This is a genomic window from Nocardiopsis baichengensis YIM 90130 (assembly GCF_000341205.1).
Classification (GTDB): domain Bacteria; phylum Actinomycetota; class Actinomycetes; order Streptosporangiales; family Streptosporangiaceae; genus Nocardiopsis_A; species Nocardiopsis_A halophila.
Genome location: NZ_ANAS01000033.1, coordinates 61,843 through 77,499 on the forward strand (window position 1 = coordinate 61,843; position 15,657 = coordinate 77,499).

Consider the following 15,657-nt stretch of genomic DNA (forward strand, 5'->3'; position numbering starts at 1 on the left):
GCGCCCAGCTAAGGGCCACGCACTCGGGGCCCTTAGCTCAATTGGCAGAGCAGCGGACTTTTAATCCGCGGGTTCAGGGTTCGATCCCCTGGGGGCCCACCACAAACTTGCAGGTCAGCAGCTTGCGTGGTGCCGTTCAGGGGTGGTGTGAACCTCACCTTCGGCTCCCCGTTCGCTCTCCAGCTCGGACTGAGCTCGCCCCCGGCCCAGCGGACAAGCCGAACCGCGCCCATCGCCGTCCCTCACGCGTTCAGGGACCGCCCCCAGGGGGCCGTCCCTGAACGCCCACCACGCTGCGCCCCGCCCCCACAAGACGCACTACGGCCAGCCAGCCGCCTGACCAGCTCGACGGCCCTCCCCTTCCCACCTGCGCGGCCCGAGAGTCGTGGCACGACGCCCTCCGGGGGGAGAGGCTCACTGCAGAGATCCCCTCCATCAACAAGCCGACCCCGGGACCGCACGAATGAAGGCCTCTCCTCTGCGGTCACCGGGGAGGACCATCGCCGTCGTGCACATACCGGGCAGCATCTCCGACGGGTGGCCCCTTACTCCCACGAGGTCGCCCACTTTCTTTGTCAACGGACAGCCACGCGGCAGGCCATCAACGGCGCAAGCATTTCAAATGTCATTATCTTCCTAGAATGAAATGGTCATCCTATGATTCCATCAATCGACTGCCTTTCAAGGAAATTTCCGCAGAGCACACCATGGGCACCTGAACAGGCGTAACCCAATTTGGCCGAGTTGGGCCACAAGTCCCCCATGGGAAACAGCGAGCAGACCGACCCTCCAGCTATCCAGGACGGACCCCTGCGAGGCTGGGCTAAATATGAGTGCGAAGTGAATATTCCTCATATTTATCCGCCTTGACCCTCTTCCACTATTCCAGTTATCTTTCGAATACCAGATCACGCAGTTGGATTTTCCCAGGTCAGAACAATGACTCGACTGCCGGCGGGTCGGCTCGCACACCGAGCGGCCCACCGGCACGTGCTGTGGCCGCCCCACGACGCCCGTGCCCCGGTGGAGAGGCGGCCCGCCCCACCGCATTGAGAATCCCGCTTCTCTCGTTGTGTCCGCCGCCGACGAAGACGGCGGGCTCAGTTGCGCGCGCACGTCCGAACTATTGGAGATGACATGCGCCGGACCACCCCCATCGCGCTGCTCTTCACACTGCTGACCGTCGCCTCATGCGCTGAATCCAGCGGAGGCGAACTGAACTCACAGGGAATACCCGGAACCCTCCGCGTCGGAGTCATCCCGAACGAGGCGCCCGACGAACAGCGGGCGCGTTACGCCCCGCTGGCGGAATACCTCGGACAGAAACTCCAGACCGAAGTCGAACTGTTCGTGGCCAGTGACTATGCAGGGGTCATCAGCGCACTTGCCGCGGACAAGGTGGACATCGCCTATGTCGGAGGCCTCACCTACGCCCAAGCCCTCGAACAGACCGATGTCGAACCGCTCGTCTCCGAGGTCGACCAGGAGACTGGAACACAGGAGTACCTGTCGGCAATTGTCGTTCGCGACGACAGCCCGCACCAGACGACTGAGGAGATCGTCGAAGCCGGTGAGACCTTCGCCTTCGGCGATGTCGGCTCCACGTCCGGGAGCCTCTATCCGAGGATGATGCTCAACGACGCCGGGGCGAACTGCTCCGCCGAGGAGATCACCGACTGCAGTCCATTGGAGCGCGTCTCCTTCACCGGCGGACACGATGCGACCGCGCAGGCCGTGGCCAACGGTTCGGCGGGGGCCGGCGGCCTGGAACTCAGGATCCTCCACCGGCTCGAAGAGGAAGGACACATCCCCGAAGGAGAGCTCAGGGTCGTCGAGGAGCGGCCTGTCATGGGCTACCTGTGGGTGATGCGCTCCGGTCTCGGCGATGAGGCCGCCGATTCCGTCCGGGAGACATTCGAAAGCCTGGAAGACCCGGAACTGCTCGATTTGATGCAGACGAGTGAATACCGGCCCGTCGATCCCTCCGACTACGACGAGATCAAGGAGAGCGCCGAAGAGCTCGGCCTCACCAGAGCCGACCTTTGAGCACCTCTCCGTTCAACGGGGACCTCTTAGAGGAAGAATCCATGCATATCGAGTTGTCGGACATCACTGCCGCCTTCAAGGAAAGAGACGACCCCGCGCTGGACGGCGTCTCGCTGACCATCGAGCGGGGCGAACACGTGGCGCTCCTCGGGCCCTCCGGCTCGGGGAAGACGACCCTCCTGCGCTGCCTGCTGGGTGCGGTTCGGCCCCTCTCCGGAACCGCCCGCGTGGACGGCCTCGACCCGACCGAACCGCGCGACCTGAGACGGATCCGGCGCAGTTCGGGGGTGATCCGGCAAGGCAATGACCTGATCCTGGCATTGCGCGCGCAGACCAACGCGGTCCTGGGCACCGCACCGGGGTGGACCGCCGCGGACTGGGTCACCATCCTGCGGGGACGGGTGCCCGCACGCTTCCGGGATCAGGTGTCCCGCCTGGCGGAGCGCCAGGGGATCCTTCCGTTCCTCAAGTCCCGAGCGGAGCACCTCTCGGGAGGCCAGCGCCAGCGGGTCGCTCTCGTGCGGGCCGTCCTCCCCCAGCCTCGGCTCCTGCTGGCTGACGAGCCTACGTCCGGGCTGGACCCGGTGACGGCCCGGGCCGCTGTTCAAGCCCTGCGGGAAGCCACAGGAGTGACCGTCGTCGTCTCGACTCACGACCTGGCGATCGCCCGCCGCTTCCCCCGCATCGTCGCCCTGCGCCAGGGGCGGATCTGCTTCGATGGCGACCATCTCTCCGAGGCCGACGCCGACGCCATTTACGACGAGCGGGTGGTGTCGGCATGAATTCCCCGAGCGGTGGCGCGGCACCGGGCCCCGCCGTCTCCGAAACACCCCCCGACTCAGCGAGCGCACCCCCCGCAATCCCGCATGAGCGCCGGTCCCGCACTCTCTGGCTGGTCCTAGCGGTCGCGACGGCCGCGATCGTCTGGTCTATGAACGGCACCGGCGTCAGCGTCGCCAGCCTGGTGAGCGGCTGGGAGGGCGCCCAGGAGATCCTGACCGGCCTCTTCCCGCCCGAGGTGGACCGTCCGCTACTGGCCTCGGTGGCACAGGCGGCCGTGGAGACATTGCAGATCTCGATCGCGGCGCTGTTCTTCGGCACCATCATGGGCCTGGTCCTCGCCGTCCTCATGGCGGGCAACGTGGGTTTCCCCGCCTGGCTGGCATCGGCCGCGAGCTTCGTCGCCATGGTCTTCCGGTCGGTTCCCGAGCTGCTGTGGGCACTGGTCTTCGTCGCCATGGTGGGGCTGGGCCCGACCGCCGGGGTCTATGCGATCTCCCTGCACGCCGCGGGTCTGCTGGCCAAGCTCGTCTCCGAGCAGCTGGAGGCCGTGGACCCCGCGCCTGTCGAGGCCATGGAGATGACCGGGGCATCGAAGGTGGCCGTCGGCCTGCTCTCCATCATCCCGCAAGCCCGGAACAACATCGCCTCGCTCATTCTCTACCAGTGGGAATGCAATATCCGCACGTCGGCGATCGTCGGATTCGTCGGCGCGGGCGGGATCGGCCAGGCGCTCGTGGTCGCGATGCAGCTGTTCCGGTACCAGGAGCTGGCCACTCTGATCCTGGCGCTCCTTGTGCTCGTCATCGTCGTCGATCAGATTTCGCGCTTCTTCAGGCGGCGCATGGGATCGGCGACCCGGTGAAGAGCGCCCCCTCTGAAGGAATACCCCTCCGGAAATGCAAGGGAAGTGTTCATGAAGTTCCTCTACGTCCTGCACGACCCGCCCTATGGGACCGAACGCGTCTACAACGCCCTTCGTTGGGCCAACGAGATCGTGAAGGACAAGGACCACGAGGCCAAGGTCTTCCTCTTCGGCGACTCCGTGATCGCGGCGGTCGCCGGCCAGAAGACTCCGGACGGCTTCTACAACACGGCCCGCCAGTGCGAGAGCTTTACCCGCAAAGGCGGGGAGATCGGCTGCTGCGGAACATGCATGGACGCCAGAGGCATGGACGACGAGGGGCTCGTCAGTGGTGCGCACCGCTCCTCCATGAAGGAGCTCACCGAGTGGACCCTGTGGGCCGACAAGGTCATCAACGTCTGATCTGACCTCTTTCGACGATGCGGGTGCACGCTGGGGCCACAGCTCTTGCGTGCACCCGCCCACCCGCGACTGCTAAGGAGCGGCATGGCCCGGTTCGGCATGCTGATCGACCTGAACACCTGCATCGGCTGCCACGCGTGTTCAGTCGCCTGCAAGAACGAGTTCGACGTCCCCCTCGGCGTCTTCAGGGACTCGGTCAAGTTCGTGGAGGAAGGGGAGTACCCCCAGGCGCGGAAACACTTCATCCCTGTCCTGTGCAACCAGTGCGAGGACGCGCCCTGCCTCACCGCCTGCCCGACGGAGGCGATCGACCGCCTGCCCAACGGCGAGGTGGTGATCAATGAGGGCGACTGCAACCTGAACAGGTACTGCATGTCGGCCTGCCCGTACGGGGCGATCTTCGAGAACCCCGAGACCGGGACCGCCGACAAGTGCACCTTCTGCGAGCACAGGACGTCGGTCGGCCAGGAGCCGGCCTGCGTCGAGGCCTGCCCCACGGGTTGCCGGATCTTCGGCGACCTGGAGGACCCCGAGAGCACGATCGCCACCCGACTCCGGGAGAACTCCGCCGACGTGTGGAAGCCGGAGGAGGGCACCACCCCCAAGGTCTTCTACATCGACCCGCGCAGAGCCCTCCCGTTGATCGCGGTCAACGGGGTCCAGCAGGACACGGAGAGCGACCTTGATGGCGAGTAGCAACGCCGCCATTGGGGCCTCCCCGCTTCTGGCGGCGCCTATGGAGCCGGAGCCGTGGGGCGTGATTCTGGCCGTGTACTTTTCGGCGGTGGGGCTTCCGAGCGGTATCGCCCTGGCGGGTCTGTGGTACGGGGCGCTCGCACCTGAGGACCGCCTGCGCACCGAGTGGCGAACAGCCTGGGCGGGCCTGGCGATGCTGGTGCTGGCAGGGGCCGCGCTGACGATCGACCTCGGTCGGCCCGAGCGGTTCTTCCTGATGATCACGCGTTTCGAGAACTGGAGCTCGCCCATCTCCCTCGGGGCCAAGCTCCTGGCTCTCAAGGGGCTCCTGCTGGTCATGGTGCTCTATTTTCAGTGGCGCCGGGCCGGTTCCTTCCGAGCAGCGTCCCGTGGTCGAGGGATCGCGGCGCTCGACCGCACGGCAGAGCGCGTGGATCAGGCCCTTCGATGGGCCGTCATGGTGGTCAGCGTCGCGTTGGCCCTGTACCCGGCCGCCGTCCTGTCCTGGACCTGGGTCTCCCCTCTGGGGGCGGCTCCCGGCGCCCTGCTGATCTTCCTGTCGACCTCCCTGCTGATGGGGGTCGCAGCGTTCGAGCTCCTCAACCGGGACACCGCGGTGCGCGACGGACCGCACATCGGCCTGGTCCGCTCGGCTCCCCTGGTCCTGCTCGTCGTCTACGCCGTGGCCCTGCTGTTCACCGTGCTCGCAGCCCGGGAGTCCAGCGCCTCACCGGCTGTGGACGACGCGCTGTCCGGGGCGTGGGCCCCGCTGTCCTACTACGGCGTCCTGGGTGCGGGGATAGCGGCACCGATGCTCCTCTTGGCCTCGGCCCCCCGCAGCAGGTGGGCCCGCGCCACATCCGCGCTGCTGATCATCGCAGGCGCTGGACTCGCCCGATTCACCGTCTTCGCCGTCTGAGAGGAGGGCGAGCATGCCCGAAACCAAGCCCGAAGTCCAGGGAACCGAAACCGCGCGGCAGGGCATCAGCCGCAGGGACCTCCTACGTTTGGGGGCCCTCGTCGGGGCAGCCGGTGCTGGGCTGGGGGGAATCGAATTCGCGCACCGCAGCCTCACCCCCATCCGCGATGATGCTCTCCCCCTGGTCGCCGATCAGATCCCCTCCATGTGCCAGATGTGCACGACCGCCTGCGGCATCATCGGCCACGTCAAGGACGGGCGCCTGCTCAAGGTCACCGGCAACCCCGAGGACCCCAACAGCCAGGGAGCGGTCTGCGGCAAGGGCGTGGCCGGCCCCTCGGTCCTCTACGACTCGCACCGCCAGCTCTACCCGCTCAGACGCGTGGGGAAGAGAGGGGAAGGACGCTGGAAGCGCATCTCCTGGGAGGAGGCCTACGAGGAGATCGCCTCGCACCTGAGGGCCATCAGGGAGAAGGGGAAACCCGAGGAGTTCGCCTTCCAGCAGGGCCGCAACCGCTCCAAGGACATCACCGGGCGCTTCCTGAACGCTTTCGGCACCCCGAGCTACTTCAACCACCGGGCGCTGTGCTCCAACAACCGGCGGGCCGCCATCGCCACCACCATCGGCGAGTCGGACTGGGACCTCGGCGACTTCGAGAACAGCCGCTTCATCCTCAACTTCGGCTCCAACTGGGCCGAGGCCCACCAGGGACACATCCCCGTGGCCATCAGGATGATGCGGGGCCGCCAGAAGGGCGCGAAGATCGTCACCTTCGAGACCCGGCTCTCTAACACCGCCGCGCTCTCGGACGAGTGGTTCTGCGTCAAGCCCGGCACCGACGGGATCATCGCCCTTGCAATGGCCAATGTCATCTGCCAGGAGCGCCTGTGGGACAAGGAGTGGTTCGACACTTGGGCCAACATCTCCGCCGATGAGTACGCCGACCACCTTCGGGAGTACACCCCCGAGCGCGCAGCCGAGGAGAGCGGGGTCCCGGCCGAGGACATCGCCCGCATCGCCCGCGAGTTCGCCGACGCAGCCCCGCGCAGCACCACGATCTGCAACCGCGGCTCGCAGGCCCACAGGAACGGCTACTACAACGACCGCGCCATCACCGCCCTGAACGCTCTCGTCGGCAGCATGGGCAAGGAGGGCGGATGGTGCTGGCATCCCATCTCCTCCTGGGACAAGGAGGCGATCCCCGAACCCGAGCCCGTACCCGAAAAGCCCTCGGCGCGCAGCATCATCGCCGAAGCCAAGGAATGGCCCCTGGCCAATGCCTTCCCCGGCAAGCAGATGAAGGTCGCCGAGGTCATCTACCTGTGGATCAAGGAGGGGCGGCAGAAGGTCTCCGCCCTGATGACCTACAACGCCGACACCGCTTGGGCCTGGCCCGAAGCTCAACTCGTCCGAAGCGTGCTGGAGGACGAGGACCTCATCCCCTTCCACGTGTGCATCGACGTCATGTACTCCGAGACCGCCCACTTGGCGGACATCGTTCTGCCATGGACGACGTACCTGGAGCGCTGGGACATCGACTCCCGACCGGCGCAGGGGCTCGTCGACTACGTCGGTCTGCGACAGCCGGTGGTCCCGCCCCGGGGCGAGTCGAAGGACGTCCGCGAGATCCTCCCCGAGCTCGCAAGACGGATCGGCGGGGGGATGGAGGAGTACTTCCCCTGGAAGACGACCGAGGAATACCTGGAAGAGTACTTCGCCCCCGTCCCCGGCGGGTTCGACCACATGAAGAAGAACGGGATATGGATCGATCCCGAGAAGGAGCCCTGGTATGAGCCGTACGAAAAAGAGCTCGACGAGGCGGAGCTGGAAGGGGCCGAGGAGGACTCCGAAACCGGGGTGATCTATCGGCAGGACGAGGACGGGGAGAAGACCGCCGTCGGCATCCGCATCGACGGCGTCGCCAAGCGCGGTTTCCTCACCCCCTCCCGCAAAGTGGAGATCCGCAGCGACTTCGCCGTCGACGAGGGGAAGAAAGCCGGCCGCGACGTGGCCGCGCTGCCCATCTACGAGCCCGTCCCCAGCCACCAGCGGGAGTTCACCGATGGGCACCTGATCATGACCAGCTACAAGATCAACGTGCACAACGCACACCGCACCATGCAGTCCAAGTGGCTCCAGGAGATCTCCCACACCAACCCCGCCCTCCTCAACACCGCCACCGCCAAGGAACTGGGCATCGAGGACGGCGACTGGATCGAAGTCACCAGCTTCCGCCCCGACGACGAACACGTCCCGATGGGGGACGGCTCCGAGTTCAACTCGCTGCGCACCCGGGTCCGCCTGACCGAGGGGGTGCACCCGCTGGTGATCGCCATCTCCCACAACGCCGGGCGCAGCGTGGGCGGACCGTTCGCGACCAACGGCAAGGACGAGTCCACCAATCCCGGGCAGGACGTCCCGGACGACCCCGACCTGTCCCGACTGTGGTGGAAGAAGGCTCTGAGCGTGCCCCAGAACGACCTCATCCCCATCTACCCGGACCCGGTGAGCGGCGGCCAGTCCTTCAACGACACCGTGGTGAAGGTGGTGAAGCTGTGACCACCACCCGCGAGCACCGGCCGGAGGCCCGAGAGCTGCAGGCGGCGGTCTCCGTCCTGCACCTGGCCTCCCGACTGTTCGCCCGCGAGGTCGACGACCGGGCGCACCGGCGGCTCCTCTCCGTCGCCTCTCCTCCCCTGCTGCCCTCCGAGGACGCGGTACCACAGGAGGCCCTTCTCGATGAGCTGGCCGCGGAGTTCTGCCGCCTGTTCATCGGCCCGGACCCGGCCTGCCCGCCCTACGCCTCGGTGCACCTGGGCCGAGTCAAGTCCGGAGGCCGCTCAGCGCAGGCCATGGAGGACTTCTTGAACCACCGGGGCCTGAGCGCCGACATCTCGCCGGGCGACGCCATCGTCGACGCCGACCACATCTCCATCCAACTGGCGCTTCTCGGGCACCTGCTCCAGGAGCAGCACGAGGGGACCGCCTCCGGACTCATGACCGCCCGGGAGGCGGGCGCCGCCACGCGGGAGCTGCTGGACGCGCACATCATGCCCTGGGTCCCCGACTACCTGGACCTGCTCGAACATGAGGCACGCCTGCTTCCCTACTCGGCGCTGCCGTCCCTGTGCACGGCATGCCTGCAGACCGTTCAGGCGTACACGAACTCGACTCCGGCAGGAGGAGAACCGTGATCGAGACCTTGAGGACGGCCTACCGCCGGGACCCGGCGCTGCGGGGAGTCCGCGCGGCCGAGATCGTCTTGTACCCCGGACTCTGGGCGGTCTGGACCCACCGCATCGCCCACATGCTCGACCGCACCGGGCTCCCCTTCGTTCCCCGGCTCATCTCCCAGACGAGCCGTTGGCTCACCGGTATCGAGATCCACCCAGGAGCCGTGATCGGGCGCCGCTGCTTCATCGACCACGGCATGGGCGTGGTCATCGGTGAGACCGCCGAGGTCGGCGACGACGTGATGATCTACCACGGCGTAACGCTCGGCAGCAAAGGGTGGTGGACCTCAGGGAAGGGCGACAAGCGCCATCCGACCGTCGGAGACCGGGTGGTCCTGGGTGCCGGGGCGAGCGTTCTCGGCCCGGTCTCCATCGGTGAGGACGCCGTCGTCGGCTCCGGCTCAGTGGTCCTGCGCGACGTCCCCAGCGGATCGTCGGTCCACCCACCCCAGGCCGCCGTCCTGCCCCCGCTCATCGCACAGAACGGCTCCACGACCGAACGCCCCATCGACTACTTCATCTGAGAGATCAGACGACAGCACAGCAAGGGAGAACGATGTCCCGCATCCATTCCTCGGTCACCGAGCTGGTGGGGCGTACGCCCCTGGTCGAGCTCTCCCGGTTCGGCGCCGACCTGCCGGCCAGGATCGTGGGCAAGCTCGAATCGGCCAACCCCGGAGGGAGCGTCAAGGACCGCATCGCGCTGGCGATGATCGAGGACGCGGAGTCGCGCGGTGTCCTCGAACCCGGCCACCAACTCATCGAGCCCACCAGTGGCAACACCGGGATCGGACTCGCCATGGTGGCCGCCGCCAAGGGCTACCACATCACCTTCACCATGCCCGAGAGCATGAGCGTGGAGCGGCGGACCCTCTTCAAGGCCTACGGCGCCGACCTCGTCCTGACCCCTGCCGCCGACGGCATGCCCGGGGCGATCGAGAAGGCCCGCGAACTCGCCGAACGCCACGGGTGGTTCTGGCCCCGCCAGTTCAGCAACCCCGCCAACCCCGAGGTCCATCGCCACACCACCGCCCTGGAGATCTGGAACGACACCGGCGGTGAGATCGACGTCTTCGTCTCCGGGATCGGCACCGGCGGGACCATCACCGGTGTCGGCGAGGTCCTGAAGGAGAAGAATCCCGACCTGACCGTCATCGCGGTGGAGCCGGTGGACTCGCCCGTCCTCTCCGGTGGCGACCCCGGCCCCCACGGCATCCAGGGCATCGGGGCGGGCTTCGTTCCCGAGGTCCTGCAGACCGAGATCTACGACAGGGTCCAGGCCGTGTCGCTAGAGGCCGCCTTCGAATGCTCCCGACGCCTGGCCCGCTCCGAGGGCATTCTGTCGGGGATCTCAGCGGGCGCGGCCTTGCACGCCGCAACGCTCGCCGCCCAGCGTGAGGAGAACAAGGGCGCCACCGTGGTGGCGATCCTCCCCGATACCGGGGAGCGCTACCTGAGCACGCCGCTTTTCGGCGAAGCTTGACCGGCAGGGGGGGGCACGGCGGGCACGTCCGAGCCCCTCGTGCCGCGCCGCCTCACAACGGCCATCACCTGTGTCCCGCGGAGAAATCTCATTGCCCCGCCCCGAAGACGTCCTGGTAGACGCCGGAGACCGCTCGTGTGTGCAGCTCCTGCTCGAACTGCGCAAGCGAATGCAAGGACTCGCGCCGGGAACCCGCGTGCGCATTCGGGCCTCCGACCCTGCCGCCCCGCTCGACCTGCCCGCGTGGTGCCACCTGACCGGACACGAATACCTGGGGGAGACAGACGGCGACGGCACCCCCTGCTACGTCCTCCGTGTCGCCGCTGCGCCCCGCCCCACCGACGACGTCTCTCCCTGGAAGCCGGCACCGTGATCTCGCCTGTCGGCGGGGGCCTTGCACTGGGTCACCCGCCACAGGCGGCGCGGGAGGTCGCCCTCCTCGAAAGGGTGGACCTCCGACAGGTCCCACCCCCGGGCCAGCTCGTCGACCAGGAGGCGGTCGAAGAAGTGCACCGCGAACCCGCCGTGCTCGTAGATGTCGTCGCCGTGGGAGACGCCCTGACCGTAGTGGGCGTCGCCGGTGTGGCGCACCGAGTAGACGAACGCGCCGCCCGGCCGCAGGACGCGGGCGACCTCACCGGCGAGCGCGCGGATGCGGTCGGTGCTCAGCGCCATGCACAGCAGCCTGTGCGCCGTCACCGCGTCCACCGACGCGTCATCGAAGGGGAGCGGTTCGCGTGCGTCGTGCAGGACCGTGCGCACCGAGCCGGACAGGCCTCGCTCGGCGGCCGCGGCGTCGAGCTGCTCAAGGCCGGAGGGGCTGAAGTCGGTCGCCGTCACGTCGAGGCCCTGGCCGCCGAGCCACAGCGCGTCGCGCCCATGGCCCGCGCCCAGCTCCAGCACTCTGCCGCCGCCCCGCTCGGCGAGCACGGCGGCAGCGTGGAGGGCGACCGGAGAGGGCCGGTCGCCGTACATCCGCGGGTGCTGGCTCCAGTGCTCCCTCTCCTCGTGCGCGACGTCCATCGGAGCCCCTCTCGACGGCTTCCTGGGCGAACGCGGGCCCATGGCGTCCACCCCCTCCCGTAGCCTATTCTTCCAAAGAACCTTGGATTAACGGAGCGGAGCCATGGACAAGGCCGATCTCTACGACACCATCGCCCAGACCGGCAAGGCGCTGTCCAGCGGCAAGCGCCTGGAACTGCTCGAACTTCTGGCCCAGGGCGAACGCCCCGTGCAGGAGCTGGCCGGCCTCTCGGCGCTCAAACTCACCACGGCCTCGGCCCACCTCCAGGTACTGCGCCGCGCCGGACTGGTGGCCACACGCAACGAGGGGACCAAGGTCTTCTACCGCCTCTCCGGCGACGACGTGGCCCCCCTGCTGTCGATGCTGTGCGCGGTCGCCGACCGGCACCGGGCCGAGGTGGAGGCGGTGCGCCGCACCTACCTCGGCGGCGACGGGGTGCGCCAGGTGGGCCGCGAGGAACTCCTCGCCGCCGTCTCCGACGGCAGCGCCGTCGTCCTGGACGTGCGCCCGGCCGAGGAGTACGCCTCCGGCCACATCCCCGGCGCGGTGTCCATCCCCCTGCAAGAGCTCCCCGAGCGCCTCGCCGAGATACCCGAGGACGCCGAGGTCGTCGCCTACTGCCGGGGGAAGTACTGCGTGCTGTCCTACGAGGCGGTGCACATGCTCAACGAGCACGGGCGCCGTGCAGCGGTGCTGGACGAGGGCGTCCTCGAATGGCGCTCGGAGGGCCTGAACCTTTCCGCCTGACAACACGCCCCTTCTCACCTCTTGTGAAAGGCCCCCCGTGACCACCACACCGACCGCCCTGCATCCGGCCCAGAAGCGCATCCTGACCGTCCTGGTCGCCGCCCAAGTGCTCAGCGGCGCCGGACTCGCCGCCGGCATCACCGTCGGCGCCCTGCTCGCCCAGGAGATGCTCGGCAGCACGGGCCTGGCCGGCCTGCCGAGCGCACTGTTCACCATCGGCTCGGCCGCCGCCGCCGTCACCGTCGGCCGCCTCTCCCAGAGCTCGGGCCGCAGAGCCGGCCTGGCCACCGGATACGCCGCCGGCGCGGCGGGGGCACTGGGCGTCGTGGCCGCCGCGGCGACCGACAGCGTCCTGCTGCTGTTCGTGTCGCTGTTCGTCTACGGCGCCGGGACCGCCACCAACCTCCAGGCCCGCTACGCGGGGGCCGACCTGGCGGCGCCCCACCGGCGCGGCCGGTCGGTCAGCACCGTCCTGGTCGCCACCACGCTGGGCGCGGTCGTGGGCCCCAACCTGGTCGAGCCGACCGGGTGGCTGGCCGAAGCCTGGGGGATCACTCCGCTGGCCGGACCGTTCGCCCTGGCCGCGCTCGCCTACGGTGCCGCCGCGGTGGTGCTGTGGGTGATGCTGCGCCCCGACCCGCTCACCACCGCCAAGGCCCTGGCCGAGGACGAGGCGGAATCGGGCGACCAGGACCGGTCGGGGGAGCCGGAGGTGAGCGGCTACACCCTCCACCTGGTGCTGGGGGCGGGGGTCATGGTCATCACGCAGATGGTGATGGTCGCGATCATGACCATGACCCCGGTCCACATGCAGCACAACGGCCACAGCGTCGGCGCCGCGGGCCTGGTCATCGCCGTGCACATCGGTTCGATGTACCTGCCCTCGCCGTTGAGCGGCATCCTGGTGGATCGCTTCGGCCGCCTTCCGCTGGCCACCGCCTCGGGCGTCACCCTTCTTGCGGCGGGCCTGCTGGCCGCGTTCGCGCCGCCCCAGTCGGTGCCGCTGCTGGCCGTGGCCCTGGGGTTGCTGGGCCTGGGCTGGAACTTCGGCCTGGTCGCGGGTACGGCGATCATCACCGACACCGTTCCGCTGGCCACCCGCGCCAAGACCCAGGGCACGGTCGACGTGGCCATCGCCGTATCCGGCGCCGGAGGCGGCATGGCCTCGGGCATGGTCGTCGCAGTAGGCAGCTACGGCCTGCTCTCGGTCGCCGGGGGTGTGATCGCCCTGGCCATCGTTCCCGCCATCTTCTTCGCCACCCGCCAGCAGAAAGCCGTCCCCGTGAGCTCCTGAGACAGACGCTCGTAGCGCGTCCCCGCGCGAACGCACAAGGCACTGTGCCGTCCGAACGGCCGGGGCCCCGCCCGGGTGTCTCACCACGGCGCGGACGGGGCCACACTCCGGCTCAGTTCCGCACGGCGGCTCCGTCCAGCGGGATCATCGCTGCCGTTGCCTCCGCGGCCTCCCGCGCGACCTCCGGGAGCACGGTCTGGTAGGTGTCCTGGGTGAAGAAAGTGGTCGCATGCCCGAGCTCGGCCGAGACCACCTTCACATCAACCCCCGCCGCCAGACTCAACGACGCCGCCCCGTGACGCAGGCCGTGCAGCCCGATCGGCGGCAGGCCCGCCTCGGCGGCGATGCGGTGGAACAGGTCGGTCACCCACGCCGGATGCAAACCCGCACCATCTGCGTGGGTGAACACCCGCCCGCCGTCGGCCCACTCTTCCCCCGCTTTGAGGCGCTCCTCGGATTGGCGGCGCCGCCAGTCCTTCAGCACCTTCGCCGTCTTGGCGTCGAGGGTGATGGTGCGCTTGCCGGCCTCGCTCTTGGGGGTGGAGGTGACGGTCTCCCACCCGAGCTGGACGACCTGGGTGCGGATGTCGATCTGCCCGTCGGCCAACCGCACATGCTCCCACTCCAGTCCGACGGCTTCGCCGCGGCGCGGCCCCTTGTGCGCGATCAGGTGGAACAGGGGGTAGAGCCGGTCCCTGCGGGCACGTAGCAGGAAGGCGGCGGTCTGCTCGGGGGTCCACACCATCACCGGCGAGGGAACCTTCCCCGTGGCGCGGTAGTGCTTGATGCGGTCTGCGGTCCACGCCATCGGCCGCACCCGCGGCGCCGACTCCAGGGCCACGTGCGAGGCCGCGTTGATCTGCACGGGAAGGTCGGGGCGGGCGATCGCCGCGTTCAGGGCCGAACGCAGCGTGGCGCGGATGCGCTGCTTGGTCGCCGCCGAGACGATGCGCCGCCCCCGCACCGACGCTTGAAGCTTGGGGTCTTCGGATTCTTTGCAGGCGCGGATGTGCTCGTTGTGCTCGGCGACGGCGTCGAACATCGCCTGCACGTGCCCGACCTGGAGGCGGTCCAGGCGCACCCACCCGATATTGGGGGCGATGTGGTTGTCGATGTGCCCCTGGTAGGAGCGGCGCGTACCCGGCGCGAGCTTCTTCTTTCCCTCCAGCCACTCGCCCAGCCACGCGGCCAGGGTCGGGATCTCCTCGCGCACCCCGGCCCCGGCGCCGATGTGCTTGCGGGCCTCGGCCTCGCTGGGAAGGCCGCGCCGATTCCTGATTGCCTTCTGGATCAGGTCGGCGATGCGCACCGCCGCCTGCTCGTCGCCGTCGGCCAGATCGAGCAGGGCTTTGACGCGGTCGAGCTCGTCCAGCGCGTCAGTCTGGGAGTTGAGTCCGGTGCGGCGGGCCTGCCTGCGTCCCCCGTCGCTGGTGCGGGGAAGCTCGATCTGGAAGGCCCAGCTGCCGTGCGCGGAGTTCCAGGACCCGCTGGGCCGCTTGAGCCTGGGGCATTTGGCGCCGAGCAGCTTCCCGGACCGCTCGTCGCGGCAGGTACACCGCTTGAAGGTGGTGCCTTCGGTGTTGGCCATCAGCTCTCCGAGTCGACGTCTCTCCATCCAGCACCCCACGCGCCCCACGGCCACCTGGGGGCAGGAAACCCCTTGGTGGCCGGGGTTGTGCGGGGGCTGGTGCCCGCCGGGGTGGCGGGCCAGGGGTCAGCTGCGCTCTTCTCTGCACCAGGTCGCAAGCGGATCAGGCGAGGTATCCAGCGGACCGGCCGAAGAACCTCGCCCGCCCCCGCCGCTCGGCGAGGACCTCGGCGCACGGGGGCTGCTGGGCGCGATCGGGGACACGGTGCCGATACGAGGCGGCCCCGGGAGGGCGGGCCAGCCCGGCCCCGGTGACGGGCAGGAGGGCAGCCACGGCCCCCCACCCCGCCGGTCACGACCACCCGCCCACCAGCGCCCCACAGCGGCCTCACCGGCACGGCGGGCCTCGTAGGCTCGCCCCGGGGCGCCGGGGCGGTGTCGTCGCCGCTGTCGGCCCCACGCGCGGCCCCAGCGCCAGGGACCGATCCATCCCAGGCCGGACTGCAGGCAGCCTCATCTTCACCCGCCTCCCCAGCGCCGCCCGGCTGGGGTTCGAGGTCAACGAGAGCTCGGCGCTAC

At 68.8% G+C, this 15,657-nt stretch carries 15 protein-coding genes and 1 tRNA gene; 14 read left to right on the plus strand and 2 right to left on the minus strand.

Translation table 11 applies throughout. The features are described 5' to 3' along the window. Positions 1-26 precede the first annotated feature (26 nt). The 12 genes from C892_RS0122920 to C892_RS30890 all read left to right on the plus strand — a co-directional run bounded on the left by C892_RS0122920 (position 27) and on the right by C892_RS30890 (position 10,798). A tRNA-Lys gene (locus C892_RS0122920) sits at positions 27-102 on the plus strand. 1,035 nt (positions 103-1,137) lie between these two features. Then, positions 1,138-2,046, plus strand: a complete 909-nt coding sequence (gene phnD / locus C892_RS0122925; protein WP_017559095.1) for a phosphate/phosphite/phosphonate ABC transporter substrate-binding protein — start codon at positions 1,138-1,140, stop codon at positions 2,044-2,046. Positions 2,047-2,087: 41 nt separating this feature from the next. Next, positions 2,088-2,828: a phosphonate ABC transporter ATP-binding protein gene (locus C892_RS29435; protein WP_017559096.1), complete on the plus strand. Its 741-nt coding sequence runs from the start codon at positions 2,088-2,090 to the stop codon at positions 2,826-2,828. Continuing rightward, positions 2,825-3,691 carry a phosphonate ABC transporter, permease protein PhnE gene (phnE, locus tag C892_RS29440; RefSeq protein WP_083934455.1) on the plus strand — a complete coding sequence of 289 codons (867 nt, stop codon included), beginning with the start codon at positions 2,825-2,827 and terminating at the stop codon, positions 3,689-3,691. Before C892_RS29435 ends, phnE begins: the two co-directional genes overlap by 4 nt. 51 nt (positions 3,692-3,742) lie before the next feature. Next, positions 3,743-4,093, plus strand: coding sequence for a DsrE/DsrF/TusD sulfur relay family protein (locus C892_RS0122940; protein ID WP_026124570.1), 351 nt, complete (start codon positions 3,743-3,745; stop codon positions 4,091-4,093). A gap of 84 nt (positions 4,094-4,177) precedes the next feature. Next, positions 4,178-4,789, plus strand: coding sequence for a 4Fe-4S dicluster domain-containing protein (locus C892_RS29445; RefSeq protein WP_017559099.1), 612 nt, complete (start codon positions 4,178-4,180; stop codon positions 4,787-4,789). Then, a complete protein-coding gene (gene nrfD, locus C892_RS0122950) occupies positions 4,779-5,708 on the plus strand; it encodes an NrfD/PsrC family molybdoenzyme membrane anchor subunit (RefSeq protein ID WP_017559100.1) in 930 nt (309 codons plus the stop codon). The genes C892_RS29445 and nrfD overlap by 11 nt, the downstream gene beginning before the upstream one ends. 205 nt (positions 5,709-5,913) lie before the next feature. Further along, positions 5,914-8,268, plus strand: a complete 2,355-nt coding sequence (locus tag C892_RS0122955) for a molybdopterin-containing oxidoreductase family protein (protein ID WP_017559101.1) — start codon at positions 5,914-5,916, stop codon at positions 8,266-8,268. Beyond that, positions 8,265-8,903 carry a TorD/DmsD family molecular chaperone gene (locus C892_RS0122960; RefSeq protein WP_017559102.1) on the plus strand — a complete coding sequence of 213 codons (639 nt, stop codon included), beginning with the start codon at positions 8,265-8,267 and terminating at the stop codon, positions 8,901-8,903. The genes C892_RS0122955 and C892_RS0122960 overlap by 4 nt, the downstream gene beginning before the upstream one ends. Further along, positions 8,900-9,466: a serine O-acetyltransferase EpsC gene (epsC, locus tag C892_RS29450; RefSeq protein ID WP_017559103.1), complete on the plus strand. Its 567-nt coding sequence runs from the start codon at positions 8,900-8,902 to the stop codon at positions 9,464-9,466. Before C892_RS0122960 ends, epsC begins: the two co-directional genes overlap by 4 nt. 32 nt (positions 9,467-9,498) lie before the next feature. Beyond that, the gene (gene cysK / locus C892_RS0122970) at positions 9,499-10,425 is read left to right on the plus strand and encodes a cysteine synthase A (protein ID WP_017559104.1); all 927 of its coding nucleotides are present in this window, start codon (positions 9,499-9,501) and stop codon (positions 10,423-10,425) included. 169 nt (positions 10,426-10,594) lie between these two features. Beyond that, complete coding sequence (locus C892_RS30890; protein WP_239647503.1) at positions 10,595-10,798, plus strand: sulfurtransferase TusA family protein; 204 nt, start codon at positions 10,595-10,597, stop codon at positions 10,796-10,798. Here the strand turns inward: C892_RS30890 and C892_RS0122975 are convergent. After that, complete coding sequence (locus C892_RS0122975; protein WP_017559105.1) at positions 10,729-11,448, minus strand: class I SAM-dependent methyltransferase; 720 nt, start codon at positions 11,446-11,448, stop codon at positions 10,729-10,731. The two genes, C892_RS30890 and C892_RS0122975, sit on opposite strands and share 70 nt — an antisense overlap. A gap of 103 nt (positions 11,449-11,551) precedes the next feature. Between C892_RS0122975 and C892_RS0122980 the strand changes: the two genes are divergently transcribed. Both C892_RS0122980 and C892_RS0122985 read left to right on the plus strand, forming a co-directional pair. Continuing rightward, a complete protein-coding gene (locus C892_RS0122980) occupies positions 11,552-12,196 on the plus strand; it encodes an ArsR/SmtB family transcription factor (protein ID WP_017559106.1) in 645 nt (214 codons plus the stop codon). Between the two features lie 37 nt (positions 12,197-12,233). Further along, complete coding sequence (locus C892_RS0122985; RefSeq protein ID WP_017559107.1) at positions 12,234-13,490, plus strand: MFS transporter; 1,257 nt, start codon at positions 12,234-12,236, stop codon at positions 13,488-13,490. A 112-nt stretch (positions 13,491-13,602) separates the two neighbouring features. Here the strand turns inward: C892_RS0122985 and C892_RS0122990 are convergent, their stop codons facing one another. After that, a complete protein-coding gene (locus tag C892_RS0122990; protein ID WP_017559108.1) occupies positions 13,603-15,078 on the minus strand; it encodes a tyrosine-type recombinase/integrase in 1,476 nt (491 codons plus the stop codon). Between the last annotated feature and the right edge of the window lie 579 nt (positions 15,079-15,657).

Coding starts and splice junctions, on each gene's coding strand:
- cysK (WP_017559104.1), top strand. CDS start 9,499: ATGTCCCGCATCCATTCCTCGGTCACCGAGCTGGTGGGGCGTACGCCC.
- nrfD (WP_017559100.1), top strand. CDS start 4,779: ATGGCGAGTAGCAACGCCGCCATTGGGGCCTCCCCGCTTCTGGCGGCG.
- C892_RS0122990 (WP_017559108.1), bottom strand. CDS start 15,078: ATGGCCAACACCGAAGGCACCACCTTCAAGCGGTGTACCTGCCGCGAC.
- C892_RS0122980 (WP_017559106.1), top strand. CDS start 11,552: ATGGACAAGGCCGATCTCTACGACACCATCGCCCAGACCGGCAAGGCG.
- C892_RS29445 (WP_017559099.1), top strand. CDS start 4,178: ATGGCCCGGTTCGGCATGCTGATCGACCTGAACACCTGCATCGGCTGC.
- C892_RS0122940 (WP_026124570.1), top strand. CDS start 3,743: ATGAAGTTCCTCTACGTCCTGCACGACCCGCCCTATGGGACCGAACGC.
- phnD (WP_017559095.1), top strand. CDS start 1,138: ATGCGCCGGACCACCCCCATCGCGCTGCTCTTCACACTGCTGACCGTC.
- C892_RS29435 (WP_017559096.1), top strand. CDS start 2,088: ATGCATATCGAGTTGTCGGACATCACTGCCGCCTTCAAGGAAAGAGAC.
- C892_RS0122975 (WP_017559105.1), bottom strand. CDS start 11,448: ATGGACGTCGCGCACGAGGAGAGGGAGCACTGGAGCCAGCACCCGCGG.
- C892_RS30890 (WP_239647503.1), top strand. CDS start 10,595: ATGCAAGGACTCGCGCCGGGAACCCGCGTGCGCATTCGGGCCTCCGAC.
- C892_RS0122955 (WP_017559101.1), top strand. CDS start 5,914: ATGTGCCAGATGTGCACGACCGCCTGCGGCATCATCGGCCACGTCAAG.
- phnE (WP_083934455.1), top strand. CDS start 2,825: ATGAATTCCCCGAGCGGTGGCGCGGCACCGGGCCCCGCCGTCTCCGAA.